This is a genomic window from Paracoccus sphaerophysae (genome assembly GCF_000763805.1).
GTDB lineage: Bacteria > Pseudomonadota > Alphaproteobacteria > Rhodobacterales > Rhodobacteraceae > Paracoccus > Paracoccus sphaerophysae.
The window spans coordinates 86,099-108,512 of the sequence record NZ_JRKS01000003.1; the positions used below are offsets into that span (position 1 = coordinate 86,099).

A 22,414-nucleotide genomic window follows, 5' to 3' on the forward strand; every position below is an offset into this window, starting at 1 on the left:
GTTTGTCCTCGCGGTGCAGGTGCGGGTTGTCACCTAGACCTTTGCCCGCCGCGGTTCAAGCCGCGCCGTGGTCACCGGGCCGCGGGTGCAGGTCATCGGGGTCTTCGGTCCCGGCGCCGGGAGCCCGGTCCAGATCCTCGTACAATTCGCGTGCCTCGGCGGGCGGGCCGCGGCGTTCGCCTGCGGCGAGGACGCGCAGGCTGCGGACGCCGCCCGGCACCGCCGCGGTCACGACGTCACCGGCGCGGACCTCGTGTCCCGGCTTGCGGCAGGGCGCGCCGTTGATGCGGATGCCGCCCGCGGCGATCCCGTCGGCGGCCAGCGTGCGGGTCTTGAAGACGCGGGCGTGGCACAGCCACTTGTCCAGCCGGATCGTCTCGACTGGCGCAGGCGCAGCGGCGCGCGCCGGCTCGGCGCGGCGTGCCATCAGCGGGTGACCACCCGCGGCGTCACGACTTGTTTTTCAAGGCGGCGAGGATCGCGAACGGGCTGTCGGGGTCCATCGGCTTGTCGCGCGGCGGCCGCGCCTCGAAACTGCGCGCGCCGTCGGGTTTCGGCCCGCGCGGCTTGCCACCGGGCTTGCCGCCGCGATCCGGCCGTTCGCCCCGGTCGCCCCGATCGCCGCCCTTGCCGCCAAAGTTGCCCGGCCGGCCCTCGCTGCGCGGACGCGCCTCGGCATCGCCCTCGCGCCGCTCGCGCGGCTTGCCGTCATGCCGGCGTCCGCCGCGGTTGCCGGTCGCCTCGGCGCCCTCGGCCTGCGGAGCCTCGCCCGCAGCCGGCGGGCGCGCCGAACGGCGCGGGCCGCGGGCCTCGCCCTCGGCACCCCGGCGCGGGCCACGCGGCCGCGGCGCCCAGGTGAAGGTGTAGTAGCTTTCCATCTCGGGCGCGGCATCCGCCGCAACCGCGCCATCCTCGGCACTCTGCGCAGCCGACAGATCAGCCTCGGCGCTGGCCGACGCCTCGGCGGCCGAAGCCTCCAGCATCGCCGCCTCGTCGCTGGGCGCCGCGGCCTCGGCAGCAGCGGCTTCCTCGGCAGCCGCTGCTTCCTCGGCCGCCACGCGCGCCTTTTCGGCCTGCTCGGCTTCCCAGCGCGCGCGGGTCTCGGCGGCGAGGACGCTTTCTTCCTCGGTCATCGGGGCCGCGATTTCGCCCCCGGGGATCGGAGCCGGCTCGGGGACTGTCACCGCCGCCGCACGGGTCTTGGGCCGCTCGGCCTTTTCGCCGTGATAGCCCAGACCGCCCATCAGGTCGGCGAACTGGTCCAGGGTCATGCCGGTGATCGACAGCATGTCGGCCGTTGCCTCGAAGCCGCCGCGGCTGTCCTGCCCGCGCAGCATGTCGGCCAGCCGTTCCAGCATGTCGATGCGGATCGCGCGTTCGCCGGCCGGGTGATAGCCCGACAGGGTGTAGTAGCCGCGCGGCACGTCGGGCAGGTTCGGGATCGTCACCAGGCCGGGGGGCGGGCTTTCGGGGAATTCGTCCAGCCCGTCGGCCAATGCGGTCAGCAGCAGCCGCAGCCGGGTCGGCGCGGGCTTCAGCACCGCGGGCACAAAGATCGTGTACTGGCCGAACCGCACGCCATGCTTGCGCAGCAGGCTGCGGGCATCCTGGTCCAGCGCCTTGATGTCGCCGGCCACGCCCTCGCGCGGCAGCACGCCCATCGCCTCGACCAGGCGGAAGGCGACGCCGCGGGCCAGCCCGGTCAGCGCCTCGTCGGCCTGCATCGCCAGCAGCGGCTCGAACCCGGCGGCGACCTTGCGGTCGATGAAATGCTGCAGGCGGCGGCGGACCTTTTCGGTGACCTCCTCGCCGGCTTCCTCGTCGACGAAGACGTCGATGCCCGGCTTCATCGGCCCGGGGCCCTTGACCAGCTTGCCGACGGCGGTGTCGCCCCACATCAGCCCGCCCTGCTCGGTGAAGTCGAGCTCGGTATCGGGCGCGTTATAGAAGCGGTCGGCGCGTAGATGCAGTTCGGGGCGCAGCGCCTCATAGGCGGCGCGGGTCAGCATCCTGGCCTCGTCGCCCTGGGCTGCGGGGTCGGTGCGGAACCGGAATCCTTCCAGACGGCCGGCGAATTCGCCCTCGACCGTCACCTCGCCCTTGTCGTTCACCTCGGCCACCAGGCTCTCCTTCTGGTTGAGCCGGCGCATCAGGACTGATGTGCGCCGGTCCACGAATCGCTGCGTCAGCGCGGCGTGCAACGCGTCCGACAACCGGTCTTCTACCGCGCGGGTTTCCCCCCGCCAATGGGCTTCGTCCCGGACCCAGCCAGAACGCTGGGCGACATAGGTCCAGGTGCGGATATAGGCCAGCCGCTTGGACAACGCGTCGATGTCGCCCCCGGTTCGGTCGATCCGGGCGACGGCCCGCGCCAGCCAGTCTCCGGGGATGCCGCCATCCTGCAGGAAGCCATAGATGCGGGTCAGCAGGCTGATGTGTTCCGCGGGCGAAATCCCGCGGAAATCAGGGATCCGGCAGACCTCCCACAGCAGCCGCACGTCCTTGGGGTGGGTCACCCGGTCGCGGATTTCCGGCAGATCGCGCAGGGCCTTCAGCGCGTGCAGGTCGTCGGCCTCGCGCCCCCGGCCCAGCCATTCGTTGCCCGAGGGCTGTTCCAGCGACTGCACCAGCCAGTCGAGCGTGCCGAATTCCAGCGCCGCGTTGCGCCAGACCAGCCGGCTGATCGGCTGGAAGCGGTGGTTCTCGATGGCGTCGATCAGCCCTTCGTCCAGGGGCGCGGCCTCGCCGGTGACGCCGAAGGTGCCGGCCTCGGTATGACGCCCCGCCCGGCCGGCGATCTGGCCCAATTCGTGCGGGAACAGCGGCCGCATCCGGCGGCCGTCGAATTTATGCGTCGATTCAAAGGCGACGTGCCGGATGTCGAGGTTCAGCCCCATGCCGATGGCGTCGGTGGCGACGAGGTAGTCGACCTCGCCGGCCTGATACATCGCCACCTGCGCGTTGCGCGTGCGCGGCGACAGCGCCCCCATGACCACCGCGCAGCCGCCCTTGAGCCGGCGCAGCAGTTCCGCCGTGGCATAGACGTCATCGACCGAGAAGCCCACGATGGCCGACCGCGCCGGCATCCGGCTGAGCTTCTTCGACCCCGCCCATGACAGGGTGGAAAACCGCTCGCGGCGCATGAACTGCGCCTCGGGGACCAGCGCGGCGATGGCCGGACGCATGGTCGAGGACCCCAGGAACAGCGTCTCGTGCAGCCCGCGCATGTGCAGCAGCCGGTCGGTAAAGACATGGCCGCGTTCCGGGTCGGCGCACAGCTGGATCTCGTCGATGGCGACGAAGTCGGCCAGCACCTCGGGCATCGCCTCGGTGGTGGCGACCCAATAGGCGGCGCGTTCCGGGACGATGCGTTCCTCGCCGGTGATCAGCGCGACGACCGACGGCCCGCGGGCCTTGACGATCCGGTCATAGACCTCGCGCGCGAGCAGCCGCAGCGGCAGGCCGATGACGCCGGTGCGGTGCGCCAGCATCCGCTCGATCGCATAATGGGTCTTGCCGGTATTCGTCGGCCCCAGCACGGCCGTGATGCGTCCCGCCATGCGCTCAGGCGCCCTGCCCGGCCTGGGCGGTCGTCAGCCGCGTCACCCCGTCCTCGGCATCCTCCTGATGGGGGTTGATCGCCAGGCTGGCGCGATAGGCTTCCAGCGCGCGGGCCGTGTCGCCGGTGTCTTCCAGCATCGACCCCAGCAGCGTCAGCGAGGGCCAGTGCCGCGGTTCCAGCGCCAGGGCACGGGCCAGATCCTCGGCCGCCGGCCCGGTCTGGCCGGCCATGAAGAACGCCACCGCCCGAGCCGCCCAGCCCGAGGCGAAGTCGGGCGCGTTCTCGGTCAGCGCGGTCAGGTGGCCCACGGCCGCCAGCGCGTCGCCCGCGTCCAGCGCCGCCTCGCCGCGCATCAGCAGGAAATCCAGCGACGCCGAACCCGACCGCGACCACGCGCGCTCGATATCCGACTGGGCGCGCATCCACGCATCGCCCTCGGGTTCGGCCAGTTCGGCGAACAGCGCGTCCATTTCGTCGGCCGTCTGGGCGCCCAGCGGGGGCGCCGACAGCGTCATCGTCAGGATAGCGGCGCCGATTGCCGTCGCGGCACACTGGAACTGGGGAAGGCGCAGGCGCATATGACCCATGTAATGCCTAGCGCGCCGCGGCGCCAGATTTCAGGGAGAAGATGATGAGTGCAGTGATCGACGGCGCCGTGAAGGCCCTTCAGGACAAGATTACCTCGTTCGACGGCACCGCCAAGTTCGTGGTCGAGGGCGAGGGCGCCATCATGATCGACGGCCAGGGCGTGCGCGCCGGCGACGACGACGCCGAGGTCACCCTGACCGCCAGCCGCGACACCTTCGAGGGCATCCTGAACGGCGACACCAACCCGACCATGGCCTACATGTCGGGCAAGCTGAAGATTGACGGCTCGCTGCCCACCGCGATGAAGCTGGGCGCGGCGCTGTCCTGATCCAAGGCGGAGGCGACGATGCCCGATCTCGCCCCTGACCACCGGCGCGGCGCGGGCCTTGACCCGGCGCCGTTCCATCAACTGCCGGGGGACACCCGCGCGCCCGCGCAGACCTTCTTCGTCCGCGCCGAGGACGGCATCCGCCTGCGGCTGGGGCTGTGGCGGCCGGACGGCGCCCCCTCGGGCACCGTCCTGCTGTTCCCCGGCCGCACGGAATACCTGGAAAAATACGCCCCCGTCGTCCCCCGGCTGACCGCAGCCGGGCTGGCGGTGCTGGGGATCGACTGGCGCGGCCAGGGCGCATCCGACCGGCTGCTGGCCGATCCTCGGCCCGGCCACATCACCGATTTCGCGGCCTATCAATCCGACGTGGTCGAGATGGTGGTCGCCGCGCAGGCGCTGGACCTGCCGCGGCCGTGGCATCTGCTGGCCCATTCGATGGGCGGCTGCATCGGGCTGTCGGCGCTGCTGAACGGGCTGCCGGTTGCGACCGCGTCGTTCTCGTCGCCGATGTGGGGTCTGGAGCGGCGGCTGATGCCCAGCCCGGTCATCACCGGCATCGCCCGCGCGGCGGGGCGGATCGGCCGCGCCGACCGTTCCGCCATTGGCACTGGCGGCGGCGGCACCTATCTGCTGGATGCGCCGTTCCGCGGCAATTTCCTGACCGGCGACGCGGTGGAATGGGCGCGGCTGGTCGCCGAGGCCGGCAGCTGGCCAGAGCTGACGCTGGGCGGCGCGACCTATGCCTGGGTCGGCGCGGCGATGGCCGAATGCGCCCGGCTGGCCGCCCTGCCCTCGCCCGACCTGCCGGCGCTGATCGGGCTGGGCGCGCGGGAAAAGGTCGTCTCGCCCGGCGCGATCCGCGACCGCGCCGCACGCTGGGACGGCGCCCGCCTGCTTGAGCTGCCCGACGCCCGGCACGAGATCATGTTCGAGGCCGCCCCGGTGCCGGAGACGTTCCTGACCGCGGCGCTGGAGCTGATGGGCGGCTGAGCGTCCTCGCAGACTGGTTCAGCCAACCCGCCGCCGACAGCAAGGAGCAGCCCGGCGCGGTCAGGTCCGCCCGCGAACTGCGCGAGACCGCGCGCAAGGGCAGGTCGTTGAGCCCTGACGAGATCCCCCGCGGATCGCTCTGCCCCGACACACTGATGATGCTGACGTCGCCGGCGCACATCCTCAAGGAATGGCGGATCTGGGTGGTCGGCGACCGGGTGGTCACCTTCTCGCTTTACAAGGAGGGCGCGCGAGTCACCTATCGCCCCGGAATCGGCGACGACGCGCTCGGCTTTGCGCGGATGCTGGTGGCGCGCAATCCGGCCTGTGCGCCGGCTTGCGTCATGGACATCTGCGGGACGGATGACGGGCTGCGCCTGCTCGAAACGAACTGTATCAACGCCAGGGGTTTTTACGCCGCCGATGTCGTCCGTCTGGCCGGCGCCATCGACGCCCGGCGTGAGGGTACCACGCGGCTCAGCGGCCCTCGTCCGCCCCACCCTCCCGCATCGACCTCACCGCCGCGACCAGCGCGCGGGTCGAGCCGTCCTGGCTCTCGGCAGGCGCGCCGTCCAGCAGCGGGGCGAGTTGCAGGGCCAGCTCCTTGCCCAGTTCCACCCCCCACTGGTCAAAGCTGTTGATGCCCAGGATCACGCCCTCGACGAACACCCGGTGTTCGTACAGCGCCACGATCTGGCCCAGCGTGAACGGGGTCAGCCGCGGGATCAGCAGCGTCGTCGAGGGGCGGTTGCCCGGAAACACCCGGTGCCGCGCCTGGCGGTCCAGCTCGGCGCCCTCCAGCCCCTTGTCGGCCATGAGGACCCGCGCCTCGTCCAGCGAGCGGCCGCGCATCAGCGCCTTGCTTTGCGCAAGGCAGTTGGCGATCAGCAGGCGCTGGTGGTGATCCAGCTCGGGTTCTTCGCCCTGCGCGACGGCGATGAACTCGCAGGGCACGACCTGGGTGCCCTGGTGGATCAGCTGATAGAAGGCGTGCTGGCCGTTGGTCCCCGGCTCTCCCCACACGATGGGGCCGGATGGGCGGACCGCATCGGCGCCGTCCATCGTCACCCGCTTGCCGTTCGATTCCATTTCCAGCTGCTGCAGATAGGCCGGCAGCCGGATCAGGCGGTTGGCATAGGGCAGCACGGCGCGGGTCGGATAGCCGCAGACCTGATGGTGCCAGATGCCGGTCAGGGCCAGCAGGACCGGCAGGTTCGCCTCCAGCGGGGCGGTGCGGAAATGGTCGTCCATGGCCCGGCCGCCGGCGAGGAAGTCGTCGAAGCGGTCCGGTCCGATCCCCAGCATCAGCGCCAGCCCGATCGGTCCCCAGACCGAATAGCGTCCGCCGACCCAGTCGGCGAAGCCGAAGACCCGGTCGCTGTCGATGCCGAACTGCGCCGTCCGGCCTAACGCGGTCGAGACCGCAGCGAACTGGTCGGCCGGGTGGCGCACGGCGCGGCCCATCCAGGCCCGCACGGTTTCGGCGTTGGTCATCGTCTCGATGGTGGTGAAGGTCTTGGACGCCACGACCACCAGCGTCGTGGTCGGGTCCAGCCCCTTCAGCGTGTCGGCGGCATCGGCCCCGTCCACGTTGGAAATGAAATGCAGCCGCGGCCCGTCCATCCACGGCGCGAGCGCATGAGCGGCCATCACCGGGCCGAGGTCGGACCCGCCGATCCCGATGTTCACCACATCCGTATAGGCCCCGCCTTGGCCGCTGATCGTGCCCGACCGGATGCGGTCGGCAAAGCGGCGCATCCGGTCCAGCGTGTCATGGACGTCGGGAACCACGTCGCGGCCATCGACCGTGACCGGGCCGCGCGCGGCGCGCAGGGCGGTGTGCAGCACGGCCCGACCCTCTGTCTCGTTGATCCGCTCGCCCGCGAACATCGCGTCGCGGCGGGCCGGCACGTCGGCGGCCAGCGCCAGCAGCAGGTCGCGCGCGTCGGCGTCGATGGCGGTCTTGGACCAGTCGAACAGCAGCCCGTCCGCCGCGGTGGAAAACCCGCGCGCCCGGTCGGGGTCGGCCTGGAACAGGGCGGCGATCGCGCGATCCTCGGTCGCGGCGCGATGGGCGGCAAGGCTGCTCCACGGATCGGTCATCTGCGCATCCTCACTCGGTGACACATCAATCGGCATAATGGACGACGAGCCCCTTCCAGAAGGCGCGGATCGGCGCCTCTTCGGGGGAGAGGCCGGCGGCGCGGTCCAGGGCGGCGCGCTTGTCGGCGCCGGTGATCATCAGGACCGCCTCGGGGGCCGAGGAAAGTGCCGGCAGCGACAGCGTCACCCGCGGTTCGGCCAGCGCCTCGCCCCGGATCGGCAGGACCGCGGGGGCGTCGGGGGCGAGCGCCGCGGCCAGACCCTCGGCGCCGGGAAACAGGCTCGCGGTGTGCATGTCGTCGCCCATGCCCAGCATCAGCACCGACAGGGGCAGCAGCGGCGCCACCCGCTCGGCGGCGGCCGCGGCGCCGGCATCGGGGTCCAGACCCTCGGTATACAGCTCGACCAGCTCGGCGGCGGCGCCCTCGTCGATGAGGTTGCGGCGGATCAGGCGAGCGTTGGACCGGGCGTGGTCGGCCGGCACCCAGCGTTCGTCACCGGGCACCACCACGACGCGGCCCCAGTCCAGCCGCGCCGCGGCCAGCGCCTTGAAGACCGGCAGCGGAGTCGACCCGCCGGGCAGGCACAGGGCGGCGCGGTCGCGCGTGTTCAGCGCCATGCCCAGCGCGTCGGTGATGTGCTGCGCGACGGCCAGCGTCAGCGCCTCGCGGTCGGGATGTTCGATCAGTTTCATGATCTCTCAGGCCTTGATCTCGCGCCAGCGGCGCCCGTCGCGGTGCATCAGGCCCAACGCCTGATCCGGGCCGCTGGTGCCCGGGTCATAGGGCTCGGGCCGGGCGGAGCCGCTTTCCCAGGCCGAAATCACCGGATCGGCCCAGGCCCAGGCGGCCTCGACCTCGTCGCCGCGCATGAACAGCGTCTGGTTGCCGCGGATCACGTCGGTGATCAGCCGTTCATAGGCATCCGGCATGTCGGTGCCGTCGGGCCCCAGCGCCTCGGCAAAGCTCATGTCCAGTGGCACCTGCACCAGCCGCATGCCCCCCGGACCCGGTTCCTTGATGTTCACCTTGAGGTTCATGCCCTCGTTTGGTTGCAGCCGGATGACGAGCTGGTTGGTCTGCGGCTCGCCGGTGTCGTCAAAGATCGAATGCGGCGGCTCGCGGAAGACGACGGCGATCTCGCTGGTCCGCGCCCGCAGCCGTTTGCCGGTGCGCAGATAGAACGGCACCCCCTGCCAGCGCCAGTTGGCGATCCGCAGCTTGAGCGCGACGAAGCTTTCGGTGCGGCTGTCGGGGTTCTCGGCATCGGCAAGATAGCCCGCCTCGGCCCCGCCGGCGCCATATTGCCCGCGCACGATGTCCGCAGGCGGGATCGGCTCGAGCGCCCGGATCACCTTCAGCTTCTCGTCGCGCACCGCGTTGGGGTCAAAGTGGAAGGGCGGCTCCATCGCGATCAGGCAGACCAGCTGCATCAGGTGGTTCTGCACCATGTCGCGCATCGCGCCGGACTGGTCATAATAGGCGCCGCGCCCGGCGACGCCTACCGTCTCGGCCACGGTTATCTGGACATGGTCAATGTAATGGGCGTTCCACAGCGGCTCGAACAGCATGTTGGCAAAGCGCACGGCCATCAGGTTCTGGACCGTCTCTTTGCCCAGGTAATGGTCGATCCGATAGATCTGGCGTTCCGCGAAATGCCGCGCCAGCGTCTCGTTCAGGGCGCGGGCCGAGGCGAGATCGCGGCCGAAGGGCTTTTCGACGACGATGCGGGCGTCGGGGCCGGCGATGTCGTGGCGGGCGAGGCGTTCGGCCAGGTCCCCGAACAGGGACGGCGCGACCGAGAAATAGAACGCCTGCACCACGCCCGGACGCATCCGGGCGCGCAGCTCGGCCCAGCCGCCCTCGCCCCTGGCGTCGATCGGGACATAGGACAGCCGGTCCAGGAACCCCGGCAGTTCCGGCGAATCCCTGCGCGAGGTGTCGAATTCGGCGATGGCGGCGCGGACGTCGTCGCGGAAGGCCGCGTCGTCCATGTCGGTGCGGGCGGCGCCGATGATCCGCGCGCCTTGGGGGAACTGCCCGGCGGCGTGGCGCCGGAACAGCCCGGGCAGGATCTTGCGGCGCGCCAGGTCGCCGGTCGCGCCGAAGATGACGAGGTCGAAATCCTCAACCTGGATAAGCCGCGATACCATCGTTCCCTCGTCCGTTCGTCCCGCAGAGGGCGAGCCGGCCGATCGGTGGCGGCGCGCCTGGGTTCAGATCGCGGCCGCCTTGACCGCGTCGTCCACCTTGGCCTCATACTGCCGGAAGTTGTCGCGGAACATCCCCTTCAGCTTTTCGGCCTGGGCGTCATAGGCGGCACCGTCCGCCCAGGTCGCCCGCGGGTCCAGAAGCTGGGTGTCAACGCCCGGCACCGAGACCGGCACCTGGAACCCGAAATTCGGGTCCGTGCGGAATTCGACGTCGTTCAGCGATCCGTCCAGTGCCGCGGCCAGCAGGGCGCGGGTCGCCTTGATCGGCATCCGCTTGCCGGTGCCGAACGGACCGCCGGTCCAGCCGGTGTTGACCAGCCAGCAGGTCGCGCCCGATTTCTCGATCCGCTCGGCCAGCAGCTTGCCGTATTCCTCGGGGCGGCGCGGCATGAACGGCGCGCCGAAGCAGGTCGAGAAGGTCGGCACAGGCTCGACGATCCCGTCCTCGGTCCCCGGCGTCTTCGAGGTGAAGCCGGACAGGAAGTGATACATCGCCTGCTGCGGGGTCAGCCGCGCGATTGGCGGCATCACCCCATAGGCGTCCGAGGTCAGCATGATCACGTTCTTGGGCTGCCCCGCCATGCCGGTTTCCGACGCGTTCGAGATCGCCTCGAGCGGATAGGCGCAGCGGGTGTTCTCGGTGATCGAGCTGTCGGCAAAGTCCAGTTCCAGCGTGTCGGGATCGTAGACCATGTTCTCGATCACGGTGCCGAAGCGGGTGGTGGTGGCGTAGATCTCGGGCTCGGCCTCGGGCGACAGGTTGATGGTCTTGGCGTAGCAGCCGCCCTCGAAGTTGAAGGTGCCCTTGTCGGACCAGCCATGCTCGTCGTCGCCGATCAGCACCCGCGAGGGGTCGGCCGACAGCGTCGTCTTGCCGGTCCCCGACAGGCCGAAGAAGATCGCCACGTCGTCGGTGTCGCCCGGCGCGTGGTTGGCAGAGCAGTGCATCGCCATCACGCCCTTGCCCGGCAGGATATAGTTCAGCAGCGTGAACACGCCCTTCTTGTTTTCGCCCGCATAGCCGGTGTTGGCGATCAGGATCATCTTGCGGTCGAAGTTCAGCGCGATGACGGTATCGGTGCGGCAGCCATGCCGGGCCGGATCGGCCTTGAAGGACGGGCAATTGATGATCGTCCAGTCGGGGGTGAAGCTGGCCAGCTCCGACGCCTCGGGGCGGCGCAGCAGGTGGCGGATGAACAGGTTGTGCCAGGCCAGTTCCGACACCACGCGCACGTCCAGCCGCTGTTCGGGATCGGCGCCGCCGAACAGGTCCTGAACGAAATATTCCTTGCCCTTCATGTGGGCCAGCATGTCGTCATGCAGCCGGTCGAAGGCCTCGGGGTCCATCGGCGCGTTGTTGTTCCAGTCGATGGAGTCCTCGACCGACGGGGTGCGGACGACGAACTTGTCCTTGGGCGACCGCCCGGTCTTGGCCCCGGTGGACACGAGGAAGGTACCGCCCAGGCCCAGCTGGCCCTCGCCGCGCCGGATCGCGGCCTCGATCAGCGCCGGCTCCAGCAGGTTGTAGTGCACCTGACCCAGCCCCGAGATGCCCTGGTCTTCAAGCTTGCAATTCGGGTTGACGCGGGTCTGTGACATGCCGGTACTCCTTGGACGGGGCGGGGTCGCCTTGGGCGTCCCTATATCATGGCGTTTTGATGAAGGAAGGCAGCGAGAGGTGGCAGTTAGCGCAACCAGTCATGTTTAGCGTTATCACCGCCCGATGACCGGACGGACGCTTCACGCCAGCGCGATCGCGATGGGGTCGCGGGGGCTGCTGATCCTTGGCCCGTCCGGCGCCGGCAAGTCGGCGCTGGCGCTGGATCTGATGTCGCGCGGGGCGGCGCTGGTCGCCGACGACCGGGTGGCGCTGGGGGCGCAGGACGGGGTGCTGATTGCGCGCTGCCCGCCGACGCTGGTGGGGCGGATCGAGGCGCGGGGGGTCGGCATCCTGAACGCCGCGCCCGCCGGGCCGACCGCGGTGGCGCTGGTGGTCGACCTGGGGCAGGCCGAAACCGATCGCCTGCCGCCCTTGCGGACCATCACCCTGTGCGGGGTCCGCTTGCCTCTTGTCTTGGGTCCGCTGCACCCTCATCTTGGTGCTGCGCTGCGGCAGATGCTGCTGGCCGGGCGCACCGACTGAGGGCTGCGACTGAAGGCTGCGATTGATGCCGTGACTGATCCTCACGCGCGGATCCGGGGGACTGACCGCTTGGACGGCAACGACATAGGGCATCGCGACCCAGCCGGCGGCGACGCCGATTCGCAGGCGCAGCGGCTGGTGCTGGTCACCGGCCCGTCGGGCGCGGGCCGCTCGACGGCGATCAACGTGCTCGAAGACCTAGGGTTCGAGGCGATCGACAACCTGCCGATGTCCCTGATCCCACGCCTGCTGGACGGCCCGCCCCGCCCGGTGCCGCTGGCGCTGGGGCTGGATGTGCGGAACCGCGATTTCTCGGCCTCGAACGTGATCGAGCTGATCGACACCCTGACCCGCAATCCGGCCTTTGCGCCCGAGGTCCTGTATCTCGACTGCGCCACCGAGACACTGGTCCGGCGCTATTCCGAGACCCGGCGGCGGCACCCGCTGGCCGCGGACGGCTCGCCCTCGGACGCGATCACCGCCGAGCGCGACCTGCTGGCGCCGATTCGGGTCCGCGCCGACGTGCTGATCGACACCACAGAACTGTCGCCGCACGACCTGCGCGCGGAACTCGCCCATGCCTTCGACAGCCGCGACGGCAACCGCCTGTCGGTGTCGGTGCAAAGCTTCAGCTACAAGCGCGGGGTCCCGCGGGGGCTGGACATGATGTTTGACTGCCGCTTCCTGGCCAACCCGCACTGGGTCGACGAACTGCGGGCGCTGGACGGGCGTGACGCGGCGGTGCGGGCGCATGTGACCGCCGATCCGCGCTTTGCCGAATATTTCCAGCGGGTCCGGGATCTGATCCTGTTCCTGCTGCCCGCCCATGTCGCCGAGGGCAAGGCGCACCTGGCGATCGGCTTCGGCTGTACCGGGGGGCAACATCGTTCCGTCACATTGGCGGAAATGATGGCCGACGCGCTTGCGGAACAGGGCTGGCAAGTGTCAAAACGGCACAGGGAACTGGAACGACGGGCCAGCCAGCCGCGTTCCGTTGACTCGACTCAGGCTGCGCTGGCGGCGGGGATAAACGGATGAGACGGCGCGCGCTCGCCCCATGGTGGAACTGATTTGATCGGTATCGTGATCGTGGCGCACGGCGGACTGGCGCGGGAATATCTCTCGGCTGTCGAGCATGTGGTGGGCCCCCAAAGCGGCATCCGTGCCGTCACCATTGAGGAAGACCACGACCGCGTCGCCAAGCAGGCCGAAATCTGCCACGCCGCCAACGAGGTCGATACCGGCGACGGGGTGGTTATCGTCACCGACCTGTTCGGCGGCTCGCCGTCGAACCTGTCGATGCCCGCGTGCATCGCCGGCGAACGGCGCATCATCTATGGCGCCAACCTGCCGATGCTCGTCAAGCTGGCCAAGCTACGCCACCTGGACGTCCCTGCGGCCGCGGAAATGGCGGCCGAGGCAGGGCGCAAGTACATCGACTGCTACGCCCCCGAGGAAACGCCTGCCCGCAGGGCCGTGTCGTGACGGAGATCACGCGCGAACTGCGCATCATCAACGAAAAGGGCCTGCACGCGCGCGCCTCGGCCAAGTTCGTCGAGACGGTCGAACGCTTCGACGCCCGCGCCACCGTCGAGAAGGACGGCGAGCGGGTGGCCGGCAACTCGATCATGGGTCTGCTGATGCTGGTGGCGCCGCGCGGCAGCGCCATCACCGTGACCACCACCGGCCCCGAGGCCGAGGCGCTGATGGAGGCTCTGGCCGCGCTGGTCGGCAGCTATTTCGGCGAAGGCCGCTAGGGCCCCGCCCTCATGGCCCGCGACAGCTATCACCACGGCAACCTGCGCCAGGCACTGATCGAGGCGACCGTCGGGCTGATCGAGCAGAAGGGCCCGATGGCTTTTACCCTGGCCGAGGCCGCGCGCCAGGCCGGGGTCAGCGCCGCCGCACCTTATCGCCATTTCGCCGGTCGCGAACAGCTGCTGGAAGAGGTCGCCCGCGTGGGTTTCCTCGACTTTGCCGAACGGCTCGAGACCGCCTTTGCCGACGGCAAGCCCTCGCCGCTGTCGGCGCTGCTGCGGATGGGCGAGGCCTATCTGACCTATGCCGCCGAAAAGCCCGGCTATTACATGGCGATGTTCGAATCCGGCCTGTCGATCGCCGGCAATGCCGACCTCGCCGCCGCGGCCGAACGCGCCGAGGACGCCCTGACCCGCGCCGCCGAGGCGCTGTTCCAGCGCCTGCCCCCCGACCGCCGCCCGCCTTCGGGGATGGTGGCGCATCATATCTGGGCGATGTCGCATGGCGTGGTCGAGCTGTTTGGCCGCGGCCGGCCCGGGTCGCGCGCGCCGATCTCCGCGTCCGAGATGCTGGAAAGCGGCGTGCTGATCTATCTGCGCGGGCTGGGCGTGATCCCCGACTGACCGCGCCCGCGGGGCGCTCGAAATTTTTCGGCCGCCACATTGACGGACAGCCTGGCGCGCGCCATCTGTGTTAATGTGATTAACATTCACATGATGGAGCACCCGATGCACCCCGCCTATTCCTCCGCTGCCCCGGCCTACGGCCCCGCCTATGGCCCGACGGGTTTCAGCCGCTCCCCCCACGGGGTGCGCGCCACGGTCGGCCGCGTCCTGGCCGATTGCCGCGACTGGCTGGACGCCCGCGGCCGGATCGCCTGGCTCGTGGCCATGATCCTCGGTTTCGTGGCCGCCTGGCCGGTCGGCCTGTTCATCCTCGGCTACATGATCTGGAGCAAACGCATGTTCGGAAGCTGTACCCACCGCCGCCATCGCGACGGCGAAGCCCAGCGCTTCTACCGCGCCGCCCCCACCGGCAACGCCGCCTTCGACGCCTATCGCGACGAGACGCTGAAGCGGCTGGAAGACGAACACCAGGCCTTCGTCGATTTCCTGGCCAAGCTGCGCGAGGCCAAGGACAAGGCCGAGTTCGACCAGTTCATGGACGAACGCCGCAACGCCTGACCGACACGGGAAAGGCCCCCTTCCGGGGGCCTTTTCAATAGGCGGTCTCGGCGTAGATCCGGGACAGGTCGCCCTGCCATTCGCCGTGATATTTGGCCAGCAGGTCGTCGGCCGCCGTCATCCCGCGCTCGACCCGCTCGCGCAGCACGGCCAGGTAGCCTACCTCGTCGGCGGCGCCATCGGCCGACCGCCGCGCCCGCGCGGCCAGGCCCGCCTCGGCCAGCGTCAGCACCTCGCCCGCAAGGTCGTTCAGCCGGATGCCGTCATGTTCGCCCGACAGCCCGTCGCGGGCGGCGGCGCGGCGCAGCCCCTCGCGGGTGTCGTGCGTCCAGCCGCGGGTCAGTTCGGTTGCGGCGTCCAGCGCGCCCTGGTCGTAGGTCAGCCCGACCCACAGCGCCGGCAGCGCGCTTAGATGCGACAGCGGCCCGCAATCGGCGCCCCGCATCTCGATGTATTTCTTGATCCGCGCCTCGGGGAAGACCGTGGTCATGTGGTCGGCCCAGTCCGACAGCGTCGGCAGCTCTCCGGGCAAAGCTGGCAGGCGGCCGTTCAGGAAGTCGCGGAAGGACTGCCCCAGCGCGTCGATGTACTTGCCGTCGCGATAGACGAAATACATCGGCACATCGAGGACATAGTCGACCCAGGCCTCGTAACCGAAGCCGTCCTCGAACACGAAGGGCAGCATCCCGGTCCGTGCCGCGTCCAGGTTCTGCCAGATATGCGCCCGCCAGGACTTCATCCCGTTCGGGCGCCCGTCCAGGAACGGAGAGTTCGCCAGCAGCGCCGTCGCCACCGGCTGCAGCGACAGCGCGACGCGCAGCTTCTGCACCATGTCGGCCTCGGACGCATAGTCGAGGTTCACCTGCACCGTGCAGGTTCGGTACATCATCTGGGTGCCCAGCGTGCCGACCTTCTGCATGTAGGGCGTCATCAGCGCATAGCGCCCCTTGGGCATCATAGGCATGTCGTCCTGGTGCCAGACCGGCGCCGCGCCGATGCCCATGAAGCCTGCGTTCACGCCGTCGGCGATCGCCCGCACCTCGTCCAGGTGCCGGACGGTTTCGGCGTGGGTGTCGTGGATCGTCTCGACCGGGGCACCTGACAGTTCCAGCTGGCCGCCCGGCTCCAGGCTGACATTGGCGCCGTCCCGCGACAGGCCGATCAGCTTGCCGCTTTCGCGGATCTCCTCCCACCCGAAGCGGTCGCGCAGACCTTCCAGCATGGCGAGGATCGACCGCTCGCCCTCATAGGGCAACGGCTTCAGCGTGTCCCAGGTAAAGCCAAATTTCTCGTGCTCGGTCCCGATGCGCCAGCTGTCGCGCGGCTTCTCGCCCGACGCGACATATTCGGCCATCTGCTCGGGCCGCTCGATCGGGCCGCCGCCCTGCTGGGGAATGGACATCTCGGCCTCTCGATCAACGTCCGCGACAGGTGGCGTGCCGATCCGGCATAGTCAAGCGCCACCGAGGTGTGAGGCGGCGCCACGCTTGCCGCGCGGGGCCTGAAATGCGACAGCCTCGGGGGACAGAGACGGGGAACGCGCCATGACAGACGACACCGACAGCACCGAGCCGCAAGGCGGCCTGCCCGTGGTGCGGCTGCGCCCCAAGGCCAATGCCCGCGCCGTCCGGCACGGCTTTCCCTGGGTCTATGCCGACGAACTGGTGATCGACCGCCGCACCAAGGCGCTGGCCGCCGGGTCACTGGCCGTCCTGCAGGATGCCGAGCGGGGCGATCTGGGCGTGGTGACGGTCAACCCGGCGTCCAAGATCGTCGCGCGGATGCTCGACCCCGATGCCGGAGCGCGGATCGACCGCGACTGGCTCGCCAGCCGGCTGCGCCGGTCGCTCGCGCTGCGCGAGCGGCTGTTCGACGGGCCGTTCTATCGCCTGGTCCATGCCGAGGCCGACGGGCTGCCGGGCGTCATCATCGACCGCTTCGGCGATGCCGCCGTAATCCAGCCCAACGCCGCCTGGGCCGACCGCCTGCTGCCCGAACTCGCCGCCGCCCTGACCGAGGTGACGGGCGTCACCCGCATCGTGATGAACGGCAGCGGCCGGGCGCGCGGGCTGGAGGGGCTGGACGATCGCACCGAGGTCATCGCCGGCGAGATCGGGGCCCCGATCGAGGTGCCGATGAACGGCGCGCTCTATCTGGCCGACCTGACCGGCGGGCAGAAGACGGGTCTTTTCTATGACCAGCGCCCGAACCACGCCTTCACCCAGCGCCTGTCGCGTGGGGCGCGGGTGCTGGACGTGTTTTCCCATGTCGGCGGCTTTGCCCTCGCGGCGCTTGCGGGGGGCGCGGATCAGGCCACCTGCGTGGATGGATCGGCCGCCGCACTGGCGCTGGCCGAGGGCGGCGCCCGGGCGATGGGGGCCGGCGACCGGCTGACCACCCGCCGCGGCGACGCCTTCGCCACGATGGAGGAACTTGCCGCCGAAGGGCAGCGCTTTGACGTGGTGATCTGCGATCCGCCGGCCTTCGCGCCGTCGAAACCGGCGCTCGAGGCCGGCCTGCGCGCCTATGAGCGCGTCGCGCGGCTGGCCGCCCCGCTGGTCGCGCCGGGCGGCTATCTGGTGCTGTGCTCGTGCAGCCACGCGGCCGACCTGACCGCCTTCCGCAGCGCCTCGGCGCGGGGGATCGGGCGCGGCGGGCGGCGGATGCAGCTGATCCACACCGGCTTTGCCGGGCCCGACCACCCTATCCTGCCTCAACTGGCCGAGACGGGCTATCTCAAGGCGCTGTTCTTCCGGCTGGACGGATGAAGGCGGTCCTGGACGCCTGCGTCCTGTATCCGACCGTGTTGCGGGAAATTCTGATCGGCGGGGCTGAGGCCGGGCTGTTCACTCCGGTCTGGTCGCCGCGCATCCTCGCCGAATGGCAGCACGCCGCGGCCCGCCTTGGCCCCGACCAGGCCGCCGTGGCGGGGGCCGAGATCGCGCTGCTGCAACTGGCGCACCCGCGGGCCGGTGCGGCCGATGAGGGGACGGCAGCCGCCGGGTATGACTGGCCCGACCCCGCCGACCGTCACGTGGCCGAGGCGGCGCTGGCCGCACGCGCGGGGCTGATCGTGACCGCCAACCTGCGCGATTTTCCCCGCGCCGTGCTGGCTGATCTGGGGCTGACGGCGATCCATCCCGACGAATTCCTGCTGGACCTCTACCGCCGCTCGCCCGATGTAGTCGCGGCCAGCGTCACCGCTGCCCATCGCAAGGCCGAGCGCCTGGGCGGAGCGATGCCGCTGCAGGACCTGCTGGCCCGCGCCCGCCTGCCGCGGCTGTCCAAGGCACTGCGGCGCAGCTAGGCCGCGTACCGCGCAAGGAAAAAGGCCCGCCGGGGCGGTGGGCCTACACAGGGTGATCAGTCCTGCGGGATGCGCAGCTTCTGGCCCGGATAGATCTTGTCTGGGTCGGTCAGCATCGGCTTGTTCGCCTCGAAGATCTCCCGATAGCGGCTAGCCTTGCCCAGGTATTTCTGGGCGATCTCGGACAGGTTCTCGCCCTTCTTCACCTCGTGAAAGACCGGCTCGACCGCCTTGGGCGCGGTGGGATCCTCGGGCAGGTCCGCCTCGACCCGGGCGATGCCCTTGATGTTGCCGACCGCGAGGATCAGCTTTTCCATCGTGGCGCGGTCGGCGCCCTTGCTTTCGACCTTCACGGTATCGCCGTTCAGGTAAAGCCGCACATCGCCGGAATCGAGCCCCAGCGCCGCAACCTCGGCATTCAGCGCGTCCAGCTTGCGCTTGGTTTCGGCGTCATGCTGCGGCGTGGGCGCCGCCTTGGGCGCGGCCTGCGGAGCAGCCCCGGCGGTGGGGGCCGGCGCCGCTTTCGGCTCTGCCTTGGGCGCTGCCTGAGGAGCAGCCTGGGGGGCAGCTTTCGGTTCCACCTCCGGTTCGGCGGCCTCGGCGGTGCCAAAGATCGACTTGCCAGAGTCCTTGACGAAATCCCAGAAACCCATCGGTGCAATTCCTTTCGGTTGGTCTCGCTGCAATAACCCGTTGATCGCGCGCAGGTTCCTGCCCTGCCCGCGGCTCGGCGCAGAACCGCCCGAGGGCTACTTGCGGATTCGACGCAGCTTGCGCGCCCGCGCCTCGCCGGCCTTGGCCGAGGTCACGTCGCGTCGGCGCGGGCCCTTGCCGCGCGCCCCCCTGGGGCCGGCCGGGATGCCGCGGCCCTCGATCTCGACCAGTTCCAGCGTCAGCCCGCCGGTGGTCGGGATCGCCTCGGCCAGCCGCACCGTGACCCGCTGGCCGATGCCGATGGTCAGCCCGGTATCGGCGCCTTCCAGCACCTGCCGGTCGCGGTCGAAATGGAAATACTCGCGCCCGATCTCGCGGATCGGCAGCAGCCCGTCGGCCCCGGTCTCGTCCAGCTTGACGAACGCGCCAAAGCGCTGGACGCCCGAGATGCGGCCCGCGAACTCGCTGCCCACCCGGTCGGCCAGATAGGCGGCGAGGTAGCGGTCGGTGGTGTCGCGTTCGGCCGCCATGCTGCGACGCTCGGTGTCGCTGATATGCTGGGCGGTCTCGGACAGGGTCTCGATATCTTGGGGCGACAGCCCGTCGCCACCCTTCGCACCCCCGCCCCAGCCGTGGCCCGAGATCAGCGCGCGGTGCACGATCAGGTCCGAATAGCGCCGGATGGGCGAGGTGAAATGCGCATAGCTTTTCAGCGCCAGCCCGAAATGGCCAAAGTTTTCCGGGTGATAGTATGCCTGCGTCATCGACCGCAGGGTCGAGACGTTGATCAGCTCGTCGAAATCCGTCCCCTCGGCCTGGGCCAGAAGGCGGTTGAGATGGCTCGTCTGAAGCACCTGTCCCTTGGCCAGCGCAAAGCCCGACGCCTCGGCCACGTCGCGCAGCGCGTTCAGCTTTTCGGGGCTGGGCTCTTCGTGGACGCGGAACAGCAGCGGGCGGCGCAGGCGGGTCAGCTCCTCGGCGGCGGCGACGTTGGCCAGCACCATGAATTCCTCGATCAGCCGGTGCGCGTCATAGCGGTCGCGGAAGGCCACCGACTTCACCCGCCCGTCGGGGGTCAGCTCGATCCGCCGTTCCGGCAGGTCCAGGTCCAGCGGCTGCCGCCGCGCCCGCGCGGACTTGAGCAGCTCATAGGCCGCAAACAGCGGGCGGATCACGCTGTCCATCAGCGGCGCTGTCGCCTCGTCCGGGGTGCCGTCCGCCGCGGCCTGCGCCTGCTCATAGGACAGGGACGCGGCGGAGTGCATCATCCCGCGATGGAAATCGTGGCTGATCTTGTTGCCGCGCGCGTCCAGCCGCATCCTGACGGCGATCACCGGGCGGTCCACGCCTTCGTGCAGCGACAGCAGGTCGCCCGACAGGATGTCGGGCAGCATCGGCACGACACGGTCGGGGAAATAGGTCGAATTGCCGCGATGCCGCGCCTCGCGGTCCAGGGCGGTGCCGGGGCGGACATAGGCGGCCACGTCGGCGATGGCGACCCAGATCACCATCCCATCGGGGTTCCTCGGGTCGTCGTCGGGCATCGCCGCCACGGCGTCGTCATGGTCGCGCGCATCCGCCGGGTCGATGGTGACCAGCGGCAGGGCGCGCAGATCCTCGCGGCCGCTCATCGTGGCCGGGACGGTGGCGTCGGCCTCGGCCATCACCGCGTCGGGGAAATCGTCGGGGATGCCGTGCTGGTAGATGGCGATCAGGCTGACCGCGCGCGGCGCGGAAGGATCGCCCAGCCGTTCGATGATGCGGGCCTGCGCCAGGCCCAGGCGATTGCGAGAGCCGACCTGTTCAGCCTCGACCAGCTCGCCGTCCTGGGCGTCCAGCGTGGCATCGCCGCGGACCCGCCACTGCCGGTCCTGGCCTTTGTCGATCGGGACGATGCGGCCGCCCTCGGTTTCCTTGCGGAAGATCCCGACGACCTTGTGCGCGACCGCGCCGATCCGGCGCATGAGCCGGGCCTGATAGGCGTAATCCTCGCCCTCGACCTCGGTCAGGCGGGCGAGGATGCGTTCGCCGGGCGCGACGGCCGGATCGGCCTTGCGCGGCGAAAACAGGATGCGCGGCATGGGGGCGGTGCCCTGCCATTCCATCGGGCGCGCAAACAGGTCGCCATCGGCATCGGGCGGCAGTATTTCCAGCACGCTGACTGGCGGCAGTCTTTCGTGGTCGCGGTAGCTGCGGCGCCGGCGGTCGACGACGCCCTCGGCCTCGAGCTCGCGCAGCAGGCGCTTGAGCTCGATTCGGGCCGAGCCCTTGATGTTGAAGGCCTTGGCGATGTCGCGTTTCGCGGTCGCGTCGGGGTTGTCGGCGATCCAATCGAGGATCTGCTGGCGGGTCGGAAACTGGTTCATGAGGATGAGGCTAGCACGCCTGGCGAACGGGCGTCACAGGAAAGGCGCGGGGGCCGGGAAAGGAACGCCGACCGGACCCGGCAGACGGCCGCGCGGACAGATCAGCTTTCTGCCTCGGCCTCGTTCATGTGGGTGAGCGGGTCGTTCGGCGCAACCCCCTCCGACGGCTCGCCCGGCAGCCGGATCAGCGGCCCGGCCGCCAGCAGCACCGGATCGTCGGTCGCGCCGCGGTCGAGCAAGGCCAGGAAGTCCTGCCGCATCCGATAGCCCCAGAAATCGTTGATATGGCCGGCGACGCCTTCCTCGGGCGGCTGATCGGGCTGGCTGCGAAAGAAATCGGCGATCTGGCCGGCCATGCGCATCAGCTTTTCGGTGGGAGAGTGTTCCGAAATCTCGGACATGGCTCACGGCTCCAGTCGGTGAGGATGGGTGAAAACGTCAAAGCCGCCCTCGCGGGCGCGGCCGATCAGGGTCAGCCCGGCGGCCTCGGCCCAGGCGATGGCGAGCCGGGTCGGCACGCCCGCGCCGATCAGCACCGGGGCCCCCAGCCGCACCGTCTTCTGCACCAGGTCGACCGACAGCCGGGACGTCATCGCGACCGCCCCCTGCCCGGCATCGGGCACTGCGGCAGCGCCGGCATCGGCACCGCCCCGGGCCACCGCGCCGGCCAACTTGTCCAGCGCGTTGTGCCGGCCCACATCCTCGCGCACCAGCGCACCATCTTGGGTCCACAGCGCGGCGGCGTGGATCGCGGGCGTCTCGCGCCACCGCCGCTGCCCCTGCGACAGCGCCAGCATCGCGGCGCCGACCTGAGCGGGGGCAAAGCGGGTGTCTGCCCTTACGCGGGTCACCGCCGGCAGGGCCGCGGCGATGCTGTCCACCCCGCACAGCCCGCAGCCCACCGGCCCGACCATGCTGCGACGGCGGTCGGCGAGACGCACGGACAGTCCGGGGCGCAGCCACAGCCGTGCCTCCCACGCGGCGCGGCCAGGGATCGGGGCCTCGACCTCGACCGCCTCGGCGCTGTCAACGTCGCCGGGGCCGTCGATCAGCCCCTCGGTCAGGGCAAAGCCCAGCGCGAAGTCGTCCAGATCGTGCGGCGTCGCCATCAGCACCGCCTGAGAGCTGCCGTCGATCACCACCGCCACCGCGGCCTCCTCGGGCGCCGGAGCGGGTGGGTCCGCGGCCACGTCCACCCACGCCCCCCCGCGCCAGC

At 70.2% G+C, this 22,414-nt stretch carries 22 protein-coding genes and 1 pseudogene; 11 read left to right on the plus strand and 12 right to left on the minus strand.

Annotated elements, in window-relative coordinates; all coding sequences use genetic code 11:
• Nucleotides 1-55: 55 nt before the first annotated feature.
• Genes IC63_RS02275 through IC63_RS02285 form a run of 3 tightly spaced genes read right to left on the minus strand, consistent with a single transcriptional unit; the run spans nt 56 to nt 4,140 of the window.
• Nucleotides 56-427 (minus strand): RNA-binding S4 domain-containing protein, encoded by a 372-nt coding sequence (locus tag IC63_RS02275; protein ID WP_052041802.1) that lies wholly within the window; start codon nt 425-427, stop codon nt 56-58.
• A 22-nt stretch (nt 428-449) separates the two neighbouring features.
• Nucleotides 450-3,560 (minus strand): helicase-related protein, encoded by a 3,111-nt coding sequence (locus IC63_RS02280; protein ID WP_036716518.1) that lies wholly within the window; start codon nt 3,558-3,560, stop codon nt 450-452.
• Between the two features lie 4 nt (nt 3,561-3,564).
• Nucleotides 3,565-4,140: a tetratricopeptide repeat protein gene (locus tag IC63_RS02285; protein WP_052041803.1), complete on the minus strand. Its 576-nt coding sequence runs from the start codon at nt 4,138-4,140 to the stop codon at nt 3,565-3,567.
• Nucleotides 4,141-4,193: 53 nt separating this feature from the next.
• Here IC63_RS02285 and IC63_RS02290 point away from each other — a divergent pair, with 53 nt between their 5' ends.
• The 3 genes and pseudogenes from IC63_RS02290 to IC63_RS17240 form a co-directional block, all read left to right on the plus strand.
• Entirely contained in the window at nt 4,194-4,478 is a 285-nt protein-coding gene (locus IC63_RS02290; RefSeq protein WP_036716520.1) for an SCP2 sterol-binding domain-containing protein, read from the plus strand.
• Between the two features lie 18 nt (nt 4,479-4,496).
• Nucleotides 4,497-5,471: an alpha/beta hydrolase gene (locus IC63_RS02295; RefSeq protein ID WP_052041804.1), complete on the plus strand. Its 975-nt coding sequence runs from the start codon at nt 4,497-4,499 to the stop codon at nt 5,469-5,471.
• Nucleotides 5,468-5,893, plus strand: a pseudogene (locus IC63_RS17240) (ATP-grasp domain-containing protein); the annotation flags it as partial. The gene IC63_RS02295 and the pseudogene IC63_RS17240, both read left to right, overlap by 4 nt.
• 55 nt (nt 5,894-5,948) lie before the next feature.
• Here the strand turns inward: IC63_RS17240 and pgi are convergent.
• The 4 genes from pgi to IC63_RS02315 all read right to left on the minus strand — a co-directional run bounded on the left by pgi (nt 5,949) and on the right by IC63_RS02315 (nt 11,385).
• On the minus strand, nt 5,949-7,574 hold the full coding sequence (pgi, locus tag IC63_RS02300) for a glucose-6-phosphate isomerase (RefSeq protein WP_036716522.1): 1,626 nt from the start codon (nt 7,572-7,574) through the stop codon (nt 5,949-5,951).
• A 25-nt stretch (nt 7,575-7,599) separates the two neighbouring features.
• Nucleotides 7,600-8,268 (minus strand): 6-phosphogluconolactonase, encoded by a 669-nt coding sequence (pgl, locus tag IC63_RS02305; protein ID WP_036716524.1) that lies wholly within the window; start codon nt 8,266-8,268, stop codon nt 7,600-7,602.
• 6 nt (nt 8,269-8,274) lie between these two features.
• Nucleotides 8,275-9,726: a glucose-6-phosphate dehydrogenase gene (gene zwf / locus IC63_RS02310; RefSeq protein ID WP_036716525.1), complete on the minus strand. Its 1,452-nt coding sequence runs from the start codon at nt 9,724-9,726 to the stop codon at nt 8,275-8,277.
• A 63-nt stretch (nt 9,727-9,789) separates the two neighbouring features.
• Nucleotides 9,790-11,385 carry a phosphoenolpyruvate carboxykinase gene (locus tag IC63_RS02315; protein WP_036716527.1) on the minus strand — a complete coding sequence of 532 codons (1,596 nt, stop codon included), beginning with the start codon at nt 11,383-11,385 and terminating at the stop codon, nt 9,790-9,792.
• A gap of 124 nt (nt 11,386-11,509) precedes the next feature.
• Between IC63_RS02315 and IC63_RS02320 the strand changes: the two genes are divergently transcribed.
• The 6 genes from IC63_RS02320 (at nt 11,510) to IC63_RS02345 (ending at nt 14,871) form a co-directional block, all read left to right on the plus strand.
• A complete protein-coding gene (locus IC63_RS02320) occupies nt 11,510-11,929 on the plus strand; it encodes an HPr kinase/phosphorylase (protein WP_036716528.1) in 420 nt (139 codons plus the stop codon).
• A gap of 69 nt (nt 11,930-11,998) precedes the next feature.
• The gene (rapZ, locus tag IC63_RS02325) at nt 11,999-12,967 is read left to right on the plus strand and encodes an RNase adapter RapZ (protein WP_408633540.1); all 969 of its coding nucleotides are present in this window, start codon (nt 11,999-12,001) and stop codon (nt 12,965-12,967) included.
• Between the two features lie 33 nt (nt 12,968-13,000).
• Entirely contained in the window at nt 13,001-13,414 is a 414-nt protein-coding gene (locus IC63_RS02330) for a PTS sugar transporter subunit IIA (protein ID WP_036716529.1), read from the plus strand.
• Nucleotides 13,411-13,686, plus strand: a complete 276-nt coding sequence (locus IC63_RS02335) for an HPr family phosphocarrier protein (protein ID WP_036716532.1) — start codon at nt 13,411-13,413, stop codon at nt 13,684-13,686. The genes IC63_RS02330 and IC63_RS02335 overlap by 4 nt, the downstream gene beginning before the upstream one ends.
• A 12-nt stretch (nt 13,687-13,698) precedes the next feature.
• The gene (locus IC63_RS02340) at nt 13,699-14,310 is read left to right on the plus strand and encodes a TetR/AcrR family transcriptional regulator (RefSeq protein WP_036716533.1); all 612 of its coding nucleotides are present in this window, start codon (nt 13,699-13,701) and stop codon (nt 14,308-14,310) included.
• Between the two features lie 105 nt (nt 14,311-14,415).
• Nucleotides 14,416-14,871, plus strand: coding sequence for a DUF2852 domain-containing protein (locus IC63_RS02345; RefSeq protein WP_084115394.1), 456 nt, complete (start codon nt 14,416-14,418; stop codon nt 14,869-14,871).
• A 34-nt stretch (nt 14,872-14,905) separates the two neighbouring features.
• On the opposite strand, the gene IC63_RS02350 is transcribed toward IC63_RS02345, so the two are convergent.
• On the minus strand, nt 14,906-16,273 hold the full coding sequence (locus IC63_RS02350) for a glutamate--cysteine ligase (RefSeq protein WP_036716534.1): 1,368 nt from the start codon (nt 16,271-16,273) through the stop codon (nt 14,906-14,908).
• A 142-nt stretch (nt 16,274-16,415) separates the two neighbouring features.
• Here IC63_RS02350 and IC63_RS02355 point away from each other — a divergent pair, with 142 nt between their 5' ends.
• Entirely contained in the window at nt 16,416-17,639 is a 1,224-nt protein-coding gene (locus tag IC63_RS02355; RefSeq protein WP_036716536.1) for an RSP_2647 family RNA methyltransferase, read from the plus strand.
• Nucleotides 17,636-18,178, plus strand: coding sequence for an RSP_2648 family PIN domain-containing protein (locus tag IC63_RS02360; protein WP_036716538.1), 543 nt, complete (start codon nt 17,636-17,638; stop codon nt 18,176-18,178). The genes IC63_RS02355 and IC63_RS02360 overlap by 4 nt, the downstream gene beginning before the upstream one ends.
• A gap of 56 nt (nt 18,179-18,234) precedes the next feature.
• On the opposite strand, the gene lysM is transcribed toward IC63_RS02360, so the two are convergent.
• From lysM to fdhD, 4 genes are all read right to left on the minus strand, one after another.
• Nucleotides 18,235-18,831, minus strand: coding sequence for a peptidoglycan-binding protein LysM (lysM, locus tag IC63_RS02365; protein ID WP_036716539.1), 597 nt, complete (start codon nt 18,829-18,831; stop codon nt 18,235-18,237).
• Nucleotides 18,832-18,927: 96 nt separating this feature from the next.
• Nucleotides 18,928-21,198, minus strand: a complete 2,271-nt coding sequence (rnr, locus tag IC63_RS02370; RefSeq protein WP_036716540.1) for a ribonuclease R — start codon at nt 21,196-21,198, stop codon at nt 18,928-18,930.
• A gap of 101 nt (nt 21,199-21,299) precedes the next feature.
• Nucleotides 21,300-21,599, minus strand: a complete 300-nt coding sequence (locus tag IC63_RS02375; RefSeq protein ID WP_084115386.1) for a formate dehydrogenase subunit delta — start codon at nt 21,597-21,599, stop codon at nt 21,300-21,302.
• 3 nt (nt 21,600-21,602) lie between these two features.
• The gene (gene fdhD / locus IC63_RS02380; RefSeq protein WP_036716591.1) at nt 21,603-22,394 is read right to left on the minus strand and encodes a formate dehydrogenase accessory sulfurtransferase FdhD; all 792 of its coding nucleotides are present in this window, start codon (nt 22,392-22,394) and stop codon (nt 21,603-21,605) included.
• Nucleotides 22,395-22,414 lie beyond the last annotated feature (20 nt).

Bases quoted from the DNA above. Each gene is read 5' to 3' on its own strand.
- IC63_RS02375 (WP_084115386.1), bottom strand. From the start codon at position 21,599: ATGTCCGAGATTTCGGAACACTCTCCCACCGAAAAGCTGATGCGCATG.
- IC63_RS02290 (WP_036716520.1), top strand. From the start codon at position 4,194: ATGAGTGCAGTGATCGACGGCGCCGTGAAGGCCCTTCAGGACAAGATT.
- zwf (WP_036716525.1), bottom strand. From the start codon at position 9,726: ATGGTATCGCGGCTTATCCAGGTTGAGGATTTCGACCTCGTCATCTTC.
- lysM (WP_036716539.1), bottom strand. From the start codon at position 18,831: ATGGGTTTCTGGGATTTCGTCAAGGACTCTGGCAAGTCGATCTTTGGC.
- pgl (WP_036716524.1), bottom strand. From the start codon at position 8,268: ATGAAACTGATCGAACATCCCGACCGCGAGGCGCTGACGCTGGCCGTC.
- IC63_RS02340 (WP_036716533.1), top strand. From the start codon at position 13,699: ATGGCCCGCGACAGCTATCACCACGGCAACCTGCGCCAGGCACTGATC.
- IC63_RS02285 (WP_052041803.1), bottom strand. From the start codon at position 4,140: ATGCGCCTGCGCCTTCCCCAGTTCCAGTGTGCCGCGACGGCAATCGGC.
- IC63_RS02275 (WP_052041802.1), bottom strand. From the start codon at position 427: ATGGCACGCCGCGCCGAGCCGGCGCGCGCCGCTGCGCCTGCGCCAGTC.
- IC63_RS02320 (WP_036716528.1), top strand. From the start codon at position 11,510: ATGACCGGACGGACGCTTCACGCCAGCGCGATCGCGATGGGGTCGCGG.
- IC63_RS02360 (WP_036716538.1), top strand. From the start codon at position 17,636: ATGAAGGCGGTCCTGGACGCCTGCGTCCTGTATCCGACCGTGTTGCGG.
- IC63_RS02345 (WP_084115394.1), top strand. From the start codon at position 14,416: ATGCACCCCGCCTATTCCTCCGCTGCCCCGGCCTACGGCCCCGCCTAT.
- rnr (WP_036716540.1), bottom strand. From the start codon at position 21,198: ATGAACCAGTTTCCGACCCGCCAGCAGATCCTCGATTGGATCGCCGAC.
- IC63_RS02315 (WP_036716527.1), bottom strand. From the start codon at position 11,385: ATGTCACAGACCCGCGTCAACCCGAATTGCAAGCTTGAAGACCAGGGC.
- IC63_RS02280 (WP_036716518.1), bottom strand. From the start codon at position 3,560: ATGGCGGGACGCATCACGGCCGTGCTGGGGCCGACGAATACCGGCAAG.
- pgi (WP_036716522.1), bottom strand. From the start codon at position 7,574: ATGACCGATCCGTGGAGCAGCCTTGCCGCCCATCGCGCCGCGACCGAG.
- IC63_RS02355 (WP_036716536.1), top strand. From the start codon at position 16,416: ATGACAGACGACACCGACAGCACCGAGCCGCAAGGCGGCCTGCCCGTG.
- IC63_RS02295 (WP_052041804.1), top strand. From the start codon at position 4,497: ATGCCCGATCTCGCCCCTGACCACCGGCGCGGCGCGGGCCTTGACCCG.
- IC63_RS02350 (WP_036716534.1), bottom strand. From the start codon at position 16,273: ATGTCCATTCCCCAGCAGGGCGGCGGCCCGATCGAGCGGCCCGAGCAG.